The organism is Streptomyces sp. NBC_00989 (assembly GCF_045162655.1).
Lineage (GTDB): Bacteria > Actinomycetota > Actinomycetes > Streptomycetales > Streptomycetaceae > Streptomyces.
In genome coordinates this window covers 2,948,958-2,960,709 of record NZ_CP108728.1, presented here as the reverse complement: position 1 = coordinate 2,960,709, position 11,752 = coordinate 2,948,958, and the positions used below count along the sequence as shown (strand labels likewise).

The window sequence follows — 11,752 nt, the reverse complement described above, 5'->3', positions numbered from 1 at the left end:
GACTCTCAGGCTTTCTGAGAGAACACTCTCAGACCATGGATTCCGGCAACCGTTTCGGCGACCTAGAGATATCCGACCCGAAGGCCATGCGCGCGCTGGCACACCCCGTACGGCTCGCGATCCTCGAACGCCTCCAGCGCCACGGCCCCGCCACCGCCTCCCGGCTCTCACCCCACGTCGGCGCCACCCCGTCCGTCACCAGCTGGCATCTGCGGCATCTCGCAGGCTTCGGCCTGGTCCGCGACGCCGAGGGCGGGACGGACCGGCGGGAGCGGCGCTGGGCGGCGGTGGCGCGGGGGTTCCGGTTTGAGACGCCGGAGGACGAGGAGGGCCGGTCGGCGGCGCGGGTGCTGACCGGCGAGATGTTCGCGCGCAACGCCGAGCTGCCCCTGCGCTGGCTCATGCACACGGCGCCCGAACTGGAACCGGAGTGGACCAGGATCGCCACGGCGAACAACACGCGGATCGTGGTGACGGCGGAGGAACTGGCCGCGCTGGAGGACGCGTTGGAGGAACTGATCGCGCCGTACGTCGTCCGCGAACCGGACCGGAGACCGGCGGACGGCCGGGGTGTCCGCCTGCTGATGTACGCCCTGCCCGAGGGCCCCGGGCACGAGGACGGCGAGACGACGGACATACCGGAGTGAGGGGCCGACGGATCACCCGGCCCCCTCGACCTTCCGAGTCTCTTCCGCCCGCGCGGGACTCGCTCTGGCGGGACCGTCGCTTCGTACGGTTCTGGTGCGGCCAGTCCGTCTCCCAGTTCGGCGACCGGATCTCCGAACTGGCCTTGCCGCTCATGGCCGTTGGCGCGCTGCACGCCTCCGCGAACCAGGTCGCGCTGCTGACCGCGCTGGTCTGGACGCCGAACCTCCTGGGCCTGTTCCTGGGAGCCTGGGTGGACCACCGCCCCGCCAAACGCCGCCTCATGGTGCTCGCGGACCTGATCCGGGCGGCCGTCCTGCTGTCGCTCCCGATCGCCTACGCACTCGGCACGGTGACGCTCGGGCAGCTGTATGTGGTGGCCGCGCTGACCGGGACGGCGGCGGTCGTCTTCAACACGGCGTACTCGTCCTTCTTCGCCCACCTCGTGCCGCCCGAGTCGTACGTCGAGGCGAACAGCAAGCTCAGCGCGAGCAGATCGGTGTCCTTCATCGCCGGCCCCGCGATCGGCGGCGGCCTGGTCCAGGCGCTGACGGCACCGGTCGCGGTGGTCGCGGACGCGCTGTCGTTCGTGGCGTCGGCGATCCTGGTCGGGCGTACGAGGGTCGAGGAGCCGGTCCCAGTTCCTACGGTGTCGGCCGGTCCTTCGTTGTTACGGCGTGCGTGGGAGGGCCTGACGTTCGTGATCCACGAGCCGGTGATGCGCGCGGGCCTCCTCTGCGCCACGACCGTCAACTTCTTCACGTTCCTGGCGGGCACGGGCCTGCTGGTGCTGTTCGCCGACCGGGTCCTCCAACTGTCGCCCGGCGTCATCGGGTTGGCGTTCGGAGTGGGCGCGACGGGCGGCCTCCTGGGCGCGGTGGTGTCCCCCGCGATCGCCCGCCGCATCGGCATCGGCCGCAGCATCGTCGCCGGAGCCGTCCTGTTCCCGGCGCCCTATGCCCTGGCCGCGGCGGCAACCGGCCCCACCTGGGCCCGTCTCGGGTTCCTTGCCGCAGCCGAGTTCCTCTCCGCCTTCGGCGTCATGCTCTTCGACGTCAACCTCAACTCCCTCCAGACATCGGTGGTCCCGGACGGCCTCCGCAGCCGCGTGGCGGGCGCGTACAGCACGGTCAACTACGGGGTGCGTCCGCTGGGGGCGCTGATCGGGGGCGAGTTGGCCACACTGGCGGGCCTGAGAGTGACGTTGACGGTCGTGGCGGTCGGGGGTGCGATGTCGGCGCTGTGGTTGGTGGCTTCGCCGATACCGGGGATACGGGTGCTGAAGCCGGCGTCCGACCGGTCCTGAGCGGCTCGCGCGCGCACGCCCAGGACCGGGGTCCTACCCGGTCGGCTCGATCAGCCTGCGCAGACCTTCACGTTCACGGTGTCGCCCGTTTTCACGATCTTCGGGGCATGGGGGGTCACCTCGACCACCGAGTCCGGCTTGCAGCCCGGGCTGTTCACGCTGCTCACCGTGCCGAGCTTGACGCCGCCCTTGAGGAGTTGCCCCTTGGTCGTGCGCAGGTCCGTGCCCGTGAAGTCGACCGCGACGGGGCCTCCCCCCTTGCCGAAGTCCAGCAGCAGGATGGCCTTCTTGTTGTCGGAACCCTTGGTGGTCGTCGTGGCCATGGGCTTCTCCGCCGTCGTCGGCGAGGTGCCGCCCGTCATGGACGCCAGGGCCGTGCCGCCGCCGGCCACGATGAGGGCGGTGGCGACACCGGCGATGAGGGTGGCGCGCCTGCGGCGGGTGCGGTGGACCATGCCGGTTGTGTCGAAGGCCGGTGAGTCGGTGGAGTGCGCGAAGTCGTTCATGGCGTTGATCAGTTCCTCTTCGAAGGGTGTGCAGCCGGAGGACCGCGGGTCGTGCGAACTCATCGGGTTCCTTCCGTGAGCTGCTGCGATGAAGGGGCGGAGAGTGCGGGAAACTGGCTTCTCAACCGGTCGATTCCACGAGCCAGTTGGGAACGGACGGTGCTCTGCGAGATCTTCAGGTCGGCCGCTATCTCGGCGTCGGACAGATCGTGGAAGTACCGCAGCACCACCACCGTCCGCATCCGCATGGGCAGTTGCTGAAGAGCGCGCACCAACTGGTCCCGGCTGTCGATCCGTCCGTACTCGTCGCCCGGATCGGCCGGCTCGCCGTCCACCGGGTGCTGAGCCGTACGGCGGAATCGTCGCCAGCGGTCGTTGGCGAGGTTGACCATGATCCGCCGCACGTACGCGTCCGGGGCGTCCTTGGCGCTGATCGTGCGCCACTTGCGGCAGGCCCGCTCCAGGGTCTCCTGGACCAGATCCTCCGCCGCGTCGCGGCTGCCCGTCAGGACGAGTGCGCCCCGGAACAACGCGGCCGACCGAGCGGCGACGAATCCATGGAAGTCACCCTCCATCGAACCGACTCCGCCGCGCCCCGCGCCCGTTGCCCACTTGGCTGCCAGATCCACACGCTCCTCCCTTCCTGTCACCCCTCCTCGACGGGGAAACGGGCGGATCTGCTGCACGGCCGTTGTGAGACCTGGGTCACAACTCCCTTGGCGCGCTCACCCGTTCACCCCCGTGTAGTGCCCCAGGCTCCACCGCCACAGCAGCCGTGCCCCGAGATACGCCAGCACGCCCACGAGCGGTGAGGCCGCCGCCAGCCAGTACGGGACGCCGGTGTCGTGGCCGTGCCCGGTCAGTACGGCCGCCGGGAGGTAGGCGACGAACGCGAGCGGAAGGGCGTAGGTGAGGAAGCCGCCCACCGCCCTCGGGAGGACGTTGAGCGGGTAGCTGCCGAAGGTGCCGAGGAGGTCCTCCAGCCAGCGGCTCCAGTAGTCCGCGGACGGGAAGCGGAGGGAGGCACTGGCCACGGCCGTGAAGAGGGCCGCCTCCAGGAGCATGCCGCCGAGCAGCGCGGCGATCAGATACGCGGTGCGGCCGGCCGTCCAGTCCAGATGGCTGCGGCTGAGCGCGCCGATCATCAGGCCGGTCGCCACCGTCAGGTCGCCGATCGCGTTGGTGGGGAAGTACTCCAGCTGGGCCTGGCGGTGGACCGGCATCGGGCGCACCAAGTAGATGTCGATACGGCCCTCCTGGATGTACCGGCCGATGCCGTGCATACGGCCCAGGAACAGCACCATCAGGCCGTGCGCCAGCATCCGCGTCGCCGGGATCAGCAGCACGTCCGAGCTGTCCCAGCCGCCCATCCCGGCGAACCGGGTGAGCAGCACCGTCGCGAACACGATCACCGACACCTGCCAGATCGCGCCGATCGCGATCATCAGCAAGAATTCGGTGCGGTACTCCAGTTGGGCGCGGAAGTTGAGGCGCGTGATACGCCACACGATCCGGACGGCTTTCACGGACATCAACCTCCTTGCGAGACGACCCGGCGGGCGGCGCGCCGCCACAGGAACCGGGTGAACAGGGACAGGGCCACCACCCAGGCGGCCTGCAGGGCGAGTTGGGCCGGCGCGTCGGACAACGGGACGCGGCCCACGTAGATCGAGAGCGGCACGCTGAGCGTCGCCTGGAACGGCAGGAAGCGGCTCATCGTGATGAACCAGTCCGGGAAGAACCACAGCGGCGCGTACACCCCGGACAGCAGGTTCTGCGCGAAGATCAGGATGAGCATCGCCGCGCCGTTGCGGAGCGTCCAGAAGCACAACTGGTCGATGACGAGCATGACGTAGTAGAGGACGAGCTGGCCCAGCAGCATGCTCAGCGCGAACACCCCTGCCGTGGCAGCCGACTTGGGCGGCTCCACCACCCCGGCCGCGAGGCAGACGACGTAGCCCGTCAGGGCCCAGGCCAGTCCGTACATCTGCTCGCCGAACGCCCGCAGCGCGTAGTAGCGCTGGGGCGGCAGCGGGCGCAGATACCAGTAGATGATCGTGCCGAAGTGCATGTGCTGCAGGACCGTGTCCCGGCCGGCGTACTGGTCCAACTCCCGCAGCCGGGAGGCGAGTACGGCCAGGACGGCGTACGTCACGGCCTGGTCTCGGGTGAGTCCGGCGGTGGCGCCGGTGTGGGAGTAAAGGCCGCGCCACAGGGACGCCACCAGGACCACCTGCACGGTGAGGCGGAGCAGGGCGGCCGTGATGCGGGGCGGGGCGAGCAGTTCGCCGAGCGGGGTGACGCGGGCGGCGCGCCAGGCGTGCAGGGCGGCCATGTCAGGCCTCCTCGGCGGGCGGTCCGGCCTGGACGTAGGCGGCCCGCATCACGTCCTCCAAATCGGCTTCGTCCATGGCGACTTCGGTCACCTCGTACCGCTCGATGACCTGCTTCAGCGCCTGGTGGACGGTCGGCCCCTCGGCTCCGTCCGGGCCGAAGACGACCTGCGGGCCGTCCCGCCGTACGAGTGCGATGCCCGGCAGCGGTACGACCTCGGCGTGGGCGTCGGCGAGGGTCGCGCGGATCTGCCAGGTCGAGCCGAACCTGCGGCGGATCTCGTCGAGGGTGCCGTCCAGGACCAGCCGGCCGTGGTTGATGAGGACGACCCGCTCGGCGAGCCGGGCGACCTCGGTCATGTCGTGCGTGGTGAGCAGGACCGTACGGCCGCGCTCCTCCACCTGGTGCCGCAGGAACTCCCGCACCTGCTCCTTCACGACCACGTCCATGCCGATGGTCGGCTCGTCGAGGAAGACGACCGGCGGGTCGTGCAGCAGGGCGGCGGCCAGGTCGCAGCGCACCCGCTGGCCGAGGGAGAGGTGGCGGACCCGGGTGTCCCAGAAGGCGGACAGTTCGAGGATGTCGTCGAACTCCCGCAGCCGGGCCGCGTGCTGGGCCTTCGGCACCTCGTAGATGTCCCGGAGGATCGCGAACGACTCGCGCACCGGCAGGTCCCACCACAACTGGGTCCGTTGCCCGAACACCGCCCCGATGTTACGGGCGTTGCGCTCCCGCTCCTCGTACGGCACCACGCCCGCGACCCGGGCCTCGCCGGAGGTGGGCCTGAGGATGCCGGTGAGGATCTTGATGGTGGTGGACTTGCCGGCGCCGTTCGGCCCGAGCAGGGCGAGGAGTTCGCCCGGTACGACGTCGAAGGTGACGTCGGAGACGGCGTGCTTGGGCACGCGCTCGGGGTTGACGAGGGAGCGCAGACCGCCGAGGAGCCCCGGCCGCCGGACGGTCGTGTGGAAGGTACGGGAGAGCCCTCGCACCTCGATGCTGCTCGCGCTCACTGGATCAACCTTCGGGTGAGCCGGAACAGTGCGTTCATGATGCGGACCTCCTCGTCAGTCGGATCAGCCGGAGCGTCGCCAGCAGCGACGCGCCCGACAACACGGTCAACAGCCAGGGCACCGCGTGGATCCCGGAGGCCTCGATCCCGACACCAAGCAGCGGCGGAGCCGCCACTCCGCCGACGTTCGAGGCCGCGATCACCCACGCCCCCGCGCGCCTGGCCTGGGGGAGCGCCGAGTTGAGCCAGGCAAGGCCCGTCGGAAAGACCGGAGCGATGAACAAGCCAACACCGGCGTACGCCACCGGTGCCACTCCTTTAACCAGCGTCAGCAGCAGACACACCGTCATCCCCGCCGCGCACACCGCGAGGATCCGCTCGGGGGCGTGGCGCATCGTGATCGGTACGACGAGGAAGCGGCCCGCCGTCATCATCAGCCAGTACAGCGAGGTCGCCGACGCGGCCACGGTCGCGGTGTAGCCGACCGTCTCCAGATGTGTGGGCTCCCAGCCGCCGACACCCGCCTCCACCGCCACGTTGAGGATGTAGAGGACCAGGAAGCCGACGAGGACGCGGGACAGGCCCAGGGCCCTGCTCGCCGTCGGTGCTGCCGCTGATGCTGGTGGAGCGTCAGATACACGTGTACGTACGCCACTTGAGCCCGCCGCTACCAGCACGGCCGCCAGTACCGCGCACGCCCCGAACGCGTACGGGTAGCCGTCCGGGCCGAGCCACGCCACGATCGCCGGGCCGAGCACCGCGCCGATGCCGAAGTGCGCGTTGAGCACGTTCAGCATGGCGGTGGAACGGTCGCCGAAGCCGACGGCGAAGAGCTGGTTGAGGCCGTAGTCGATCCCGCCGAAACCGAGACCGCCGAGGAACGCGGCGGCGAGCGCGAGCGGCCAGTTCGGCGCGAGTGCGAAACCGGCCGCGCCCGCCGCCATCAGGCCGTAACTCCACGCCAGCAGTGCCCTGTTGCTGATCCGCGAGTGGACCGCGTTGAAGGCGAGGACACCGGCGACCCCGCCCGTGAAGTGCAGGCTCAGGCCGAGGGCGGCGGCCGAGGGGGAGAGGCCGAACTCGTGGCGCAGGCCCGGGATCACGGGGCCGTAGAGGGACTGGACCATGCCGATGAGGATGAATCCGACGCAGGACGCGACCGCGGCCGGCCGGCTGAAGAGCCGGTCGGCCGCAGACGATTTCATGACTGTGCCGGTCAACTGGTCTCCGGGGTTTCCGTGAACACGAAGGAGAACTCGGTGGGTTGGGCATGGAGGAAGTACCGCGGGAGAGGGCCCGGGCCGCAGGACTGCGAGCCGATGCCGTGCTGGCCGTGGTCGAGGTTCACCCACACTGTGTCACCGGGGGTGAGGTCGGTGCGGTGGGCGGCGGCGTCCAACTGCTCCGTGGTCCAGCGCCGGGCGGTGAACCAGAACTCCGGGTCGCCGTCGATCCGCAGACCACCCAGTTCCGCCCAACGGACGTCCGCGCGGGCGCCGTTCTCCTGCGGGCGGACGTAGGGCGTCTGGAGTTCGTCGACCGTGGACTCCCAACGGCCCAGCAGCGACGCCGACTTGGTGTCGGGGTATCCCTCGCCGGGACCGCCGCCGAACCACCGCACCCGGTCGGCGCCCGCGTCGACGCCGAACCGGATGCCCAGCCTCGGCAGCGGGAACGTCCAGTCGCCCTCGGGCGCCACGGACACCGTCAGCCGCAGCCGTGAACCGTCCGAGGTCCAGCGGTACACCGTGGCGAGCCCGATCTCCCAGGCGGCGGGCGCCACCCGGGTGCGTACGGTCAGCGCGTCCTCGCTCAACTCCACCCCGTCCAGGCGGTGTCGCATACGGTGCAGCCCGAACTTGCGCCAGAGCAGGCCGAATCGGACGTCCGTCTGCCAGGACGCGCCGTCGTCGTTGTCGGTGGGCGCCCGCCACACGTCCAGGCGGAGACCGGTGACGTCGACCGCGCCGATCGTCTTCAGCTCACCCGTACGGGCGTCGAAGGTGGCCGGGCCGAGCGTGATCCGCCGCTCCCCGAGCAAGGGCCCGGCGACGGCGGAGACGGACGGCAACGGGCGTGCGGTGACCGGGAATTGGCCCCACCCGATGACATGGCCGACGGCACCCCATGCGGTGTCGGCCGCCAGCAGCGCCCGTACGGTCCACTGGGACTCGGCGCCGTCGGAACCGACGGGCGGTTCGGGCAGCTTGACGTCGGCCGACTCGCCGGGTGCGAGCGAGGGCACGGTGAGGGTGCCCGACTCGACCGTCTCGCCGTCCACTTGGTACGACCAGGCGAAGGCCAGGGCGGACAGGCCGGTGAAGTCGTACGCGTTGGTGATGCGCACGGTGCCGTCCGCGCCGTCGCCGGTGATCCGGACCGGCTCGATCACCTTCTTGTACTCGATCAGGCCGGGGGAGGGCGTGCGGTCCGGGAAGACCAGGCCGTCGCAGACGAAGTTCCCGTCGTGCAGCTCCTCGCCGAAGTCGCCGCCGTACGCGAAGCCGAAGCGCTCGTCCTTGATGCCGTGGTCGATCCACTCCCAGACGAAACCGCCCTGGAGCCGGTCGTAGGTCTCGAAGAGGCGCTGGTAGTCGGCGAGTCCGCCGGGGCCGTTGCCCATCGCGTGGGCGTACTCGCAGAGGATGAAGGGGAGTTGGCGGCGTTTGTGGGTGCCGCCGTCCAGGCCCTGGGCGATGCGCTCGACCTCGGCGTGGTCGGCGTACATCCGTGAATAGACGTCCGTGTCACGGCAGTCGATGTCGCCCTCGTAGTGCACGAGGCGGGACGAGTCGCGGGCGTGGATCCACTCGGACATGGCCGTCAGACCGCGACCGGTACCGGCCTCGTTGCCCAGCGACCAGATGACGATGGAGGGGTGGTTCTTGTCGCGCTCGACCATGCGGGCCGCGCGGTCCAGCAGGGCGGGGGTCCAGCGGTCGTCGTCAACGGGGTTGTCGCGCCAGGCCTGTTCGGTGAAACCGTGGGTCTCCAGGTCGCACTCGTCGATGACCCAGAGGCCGTACTCGTCGCACAGATCCAGGAAGTCGGGGTGCGGTGGATAGTGCGAGGTGCGGACCGCGTTGATGTTGTGCCGCTTCATCAGCAGCACGTCCTCGCGCATGGTCTCCAGGTCGAGGGCGCGGCCCTTCTCCGGGTGCCATTCGTGGCGGTTGACGCCCTTGAAGAGGATCGCCTTCCCGTTGACCTTGATCAGGCCGTCGGAGAGTTCGACGGTCCGGAAGCCGACGCGGAGGGGGACGCGTTCGCCCTCGGTGGTGAGCAACCCCTCGTACAGGTACGGGGTTTCGGCCGTCCACGCCTCCACCGGCACGGTGACCGGTTCGCCCGTCGCGACATCGATGTCCAGGGCGGGCACGGTGACGCGGCCGTCGACGTCGGAGTCGACACGCAGGGTGCCCGCGCCACTGGTGTGGTCGTAGGAGGCGTGCACGAAGAAGTCGAGGGCGCTGCCCGGCGGGCGGTGCAGCAGGGTGACGTCACGGAAGATGCCGGGCAGCCACCACTGGTCCTGGTCCTCCAGGTACGAGCCCGCGGACCACTGGTGGACGCGGACGGCGAGCACGTTGCCGGAGGGCTTCAGCAGGTGCCCGACGGCGAACTCGTGCGGCAGTCTCGACCCCTTGAACTCGCCGATGTCCGTGCCGTTCAGCCAGACGCGGGCGCAGGACTCGACCCCGTCGAAGCGCAGCACGGCCCCGCCGTCCGAGGGCCACTCGGACGGCAGGTCGAAGGTGTGGAGGTGGTCGCCGGTCGGGTTCTCGGTCGGGACGCGGGGCGGGTCGACCGGGAAGGGGTAGAGGTGGTTGGTGTAGATGGGGGAGCCGTGCCCCTGGAGGACCCAGTGGCCGGGGACCGTGACCTCGGCCCAGTCCCCGGCGTCGTAGCCCTCCTCGGCGAACGAGTCGTCCTCGGCGTCGGCCGTCGCCGACACACGGAGGCGCCAACTGCCGTTCAGTGACAGTGACTTCGCGTCCGAGGACGCGTAACGGGCGCGGGGCGGGAGGGCTCCGCTGCCCGGGGAGACGTCCTCGATGTAGTCGGCGGCGGTGCTGGAAGTCATCGGTCTCCAGGTCGTGAGATGCGGGTGTCAACCCTTGATGCCGGTCTGCGCGATGCCCTGGACCAGCCAGCGCTGGAGGAAGAGGAACACGAAGACCAGGGGCAGGATGGAAACTGCGGTGGCCATGAAGATGAGATGGAAGTTGACGGTCTGGTTCGTCATGAACGACGACAGCGCGATCTGCACGGTCCAGGAGTTCGGGTCCTGGCCGATGACCAGTGGCCAGAGGAAGGCGTTCCAGCCGCTGATGAAGGTGATCGTGGCGATCGCCGCGAAGAAGTTCAGCGAGTTGGGTACGACGATCCGCCAGTACGCGCCCCAGTAGCCGAGCCCGTCCACGCGTGCCGCCTCCTCCAACTCCTTGGGGAACCCCAGGAAGTACTGCCGGAAGAGGAAGCAGGTGAAACCACTGAAGAGGCCCGGGATGATGAGACCCCGGTAGGTGTCGACCCAGCCGAGGGACGAGACGAGGACGAAACTCGGCACGAAGGTGACGGCTGTGGGGACCATCAGCGTCGCCAGGACGACGTAGAAGACCTTGTTGGAGTGCTTGTACGGGATGCGGGCCAGGCCGTAGCCGGCCAGCGAGCACACCAGGAGGGTGCCGACGGTCATCAGGACGGCGACGACCGTCGAGTTCCACAGGGAGCGGCCGAACTGGACGGTCTGGTCGTCGAACAGCTCGGAGATGTTGCCCCACTGGAAGGAGGGGAGCAGCTTCCAGTTCTCGCCGGTGATCTCCTGGTCCGTGGAGAGGGCGTTGCGGACGATCAGGTAGAAGGGGAGCAGGAAGAGCAGGGCGGCGATGCCGACGGCGACGTACAGGCCCGAGTTGCCGAGGATGCCGCCGCGCTTCTTCCGCTTCTTGTCCAACTGTGGTGCGGTGCTGGTCACTTGGACTCCTCCCCCCTTCCGAAGCCCATGATCTTGCCCTGGGCGAGGGTGACGATGCAGATCAGCAGGGACAGGATGACCGCGCCCGCGCTGCCGGCGCCGTAGTCCTGGCTGCTGCCGAGAGCCGTCTTGTAGAGCTCCATGAGCGGGGTCTGGGCCCAAGTCGCCTTGGTTCCGATGATGTTGAAGAACTCGTCGAACGCCTGGTACGCGGCAACGAGCAGCAGCAGAACCACCGCCGTGGAGGTGGCGCGGAGTTGGGGCAGCGTGATGTACCGGAAGGTCTGCCAGCCCCGCTTGGCGCCGTCGATGGCGGCGGCCTCGTACAGCTCGGCCGGGATGTTCTGGAGCGCCGCCAGGAACAGGATCATGTAGAAGCCGGCCTGGATCCACAGGCGCAGGGTCACGATGACCAGCCAGTACCAGGGCGGGCTCGGGTTCGCCAGATAGGCGATGTTGTCGACACCGAACCAGCCGAGGACGGTGTTCATCAGGCCGAAGCGCACGCCGCTGAAGATGGACATCTTCCAGATCAGCGCGGCGGCGACGTACGAGACGGCGGTCGGCAGGAAGAACACCGACCGGAAGAACGCCCGCATGAACCGGAGTTGGTTCACCAGCAGGGCCAGACCCAGCGACAGCGCCCACGTGGTCGGCACGATGAACGCGGCGAACACCGTGAACGTCAGCAGCGATTCAGGGAAGTTGCTGTTGGTCAGGATCTGCTTGTAGTTGTCGAAGCCGATGAAATGGCTCGGCGTGACGGTGTAGCGGGCGTCGAAGAAGCTGAGCCAGATGCTCCATCCGATGGGGACGAAGACGAAGATCACCAGGCCGATGAGGAACGGGCCGGTGAAGAGCCAGAAGTTCAGGGTGGCGCTGGACCGCAGGCCCCGCCGCGGCCGGGCCTGGGAGGCCTTGGCCGGGGCGGGCTGGGCGACCCCGCGCGTGGTGGTGGTCGACATGTCCTG

The 11,752-nt window shown here is 69.3% G+C and carries 11 protein-coding genes; 2 read left to right on the top strand and 9 right to left on the bottom strand.

Features of this window, described 5'->3' with window-relative positions:
- Positions 1-35: 35 nt before the first annotated feature.
- Positions 36-647, top strand: coding sequence for an ArsR/SmtB family transcription factor (locus OG714_RS12920; protein WP_406120654.1), 612 nt, complete (start codon positions 36-38; stop codon positions 645-647).
- The gene (locus tag OG714_RS12915) at positions 644-1,951 is read left to right on the top strand and encodes an MFS transporter (protein WP_406120652.1); all 1,308 of its coding nucleotides are present in this window, start codon (positions 644-646) and stop codon (positions 1,949-1,951) included. The genes OG714_RS12920 and OG714_RS12915 overlap by 4 nt, the downstream gene beginning before the upstream one ends.
- A gap of 50 nt (positions 1,952-2,001) precedes the next feature.
- Here the strand turns inward: OG714_RS12915 and OG714_RS12910 are convergent, their stop codons facing one another.
- From OG714_RS12910 to OG714_RS12870, 9 genes are all read right to left on the bottom strand, one after another.
- Positions 2,002-2,520 carry a hypothetical protein gene (locus OG714_RS12910; RefSeq protein ID WP_406120650.1) on the bottom strand — a complete coding sequence of 173 codons (519 nt, stop codon included), beginning with the start codon at positions 2,518-2,520 and terminating at the stop codon, positions 2,002-2,004.
- Positions 2,517-3,086, bottom strand: a complete 570-nt coding sequence (locus OG714_RS12905) for a SigE family RNA polymerase sigma factor (RefSeq protein WP_406120648.1) — start codon at positions 3,084-3,086, stop codon at positions 2,517-2,519. Before OG714_RS12905 ends, OG714_RS12910 begins: the two co-directional genes overlap by 4 nt.
- Positions 3,087-3,182: 96 nt before the next feature.
- Positions 3,183-3,989: an ABC transporter permease gene (locus OG714_RS12900; RefSeq protein WP_406120647.1), complete on the bottom strand. Its 807-nt coding sequence runs from the start codon at positions 3,987-3,989 to the stop codon at positions 3,183-3,185.
- Complete coding sequence (locus OG714_RS12895; RefSeq protein ID WP_406120645.1) at positions 3,989-4,792, bottom strand: ABC transporter permease; 804 nt, start codon at positions 4,790-4,792, stop codon at positions 3,989-3,991. The genes OG714_RS12900 and OG714_RS12895 overlap by 1 nt, the downstream gene beginning before the upstream one ends.
- A 1-nt stretch (position 4,793) precedes the next feature.
- Complete coding sequence (locus OG714_RS12890; RefSeq protein ID WP_406120643.1) at positions 4,794-5,804, bottom strand: ATP-binding cassette domain-containing protein; 1,011 nt, start codon at positions 5,802-5,804, stop codon at positions 4,794-4,796.
- Between the two features lie 34 nt (positions 5,805-5,838).
- Positions 5,839-7,008: an MFS transporter gene (locus OG714_RS12885; RefSeq protein WP_406120641.1), complete on the bottom strand. Its 1,170-nt coding sequence runs from the start codon at positions 7,006-7,008 to the stop codon at positions 5,839-5,841.
- An 11-nt stretch (positions 7,009-7,019) separates the two neighbouring features.
- Positions 7,020-9,887 (bottom strand): glycoside hydrolase family 2 TIM barrel-domain containing protein, encoded by a 2,868-nt coding sequence (locus OG714_RS12880; protein ID WP_406120639.1) that lies wholly within the window; start codon positions 9,885-9,887, stop codon positions 7,020-7,022.
- A 27-nt stretch (positions 9,888-9,914) separates the two neighbouring features.
- Positions 9,915-10,781: a carbohydrate ABC transporter permease gene (locus OG714_RS12875; RefSeq protein WP_406120637.1), complete on the bottom strand. Its 867-nt coding sequence runs from the start codon at positions 10,779-10,781 to the stop codon at positions 9,915-9,917.
- The gene (locus OG714_RS12870; protein ID WP_406120635.1) at positions 10,778-11,746 is read right to left on the bottom strand and encodes a carbohydrate ABC transporter permease; all 969 of its coding nucleotides are present in this window, start codon (positions 11,744-11,746) and stop codon (positions 10,778-10,780) included. Before OG714_RS12870 ends, OG714_RS12875 begins: the two co-directional genes overlap by 4 nt.
- Positions 11,747-11,752 lie beyond the last annotated feature (6 nt).

Coding starts and splice junctions, on each gene's coding strand:
- OG714_RS12910 (WP_406120650.1), bottom strand. CDS start 2,520: ATGAGTTCGCACGACCCGCGGTCCTCCGGCTGCACACCCTTCGAAGAG.
- OG714_RS12880 (WP_406120639.1), bottom strand. CDS start 9,887: ATGACTTCCAGCACCGCCGCCGACTACATCGAGGACGTCTCCCCGGGC.
- OG714_RS12920 (WP_406120654.1), top strand. CDS start 36: ATGGATTCCGGCAACCGTTTCGGCGACCTAGAGATATCCGACCCGAAG.
- OG714_RS12900 (WP_406120647.1), bottom strand. CDS start 3,989: ATGTCCGTGAAAGCCGTCCGGATCGTGTGGCGTATCACGCGCCTCAAC.
- OG714_RS12885 (WP_406120641.1), bottom strand. CDS start 7,008: ATGAAATCGTCTGCGGCCGACCGGCTCTTCAGCCGGCCGGCCGCGGTC.
- OG714_RS12895 (WP_406120645.1), bottom strand. CDS start 4,792: ATGGCCGCCCTGCACGCCTGGCGCGCCGCCCGCGTCACCCCGCTCGGC.
- OG714_RS12870 (WP_406120635.1), bottom strand. CDS start 11,746: ATGTCGACCACCACCACGCGCGGGGTCGCCCAGCCCGCCCCGGCCAAG.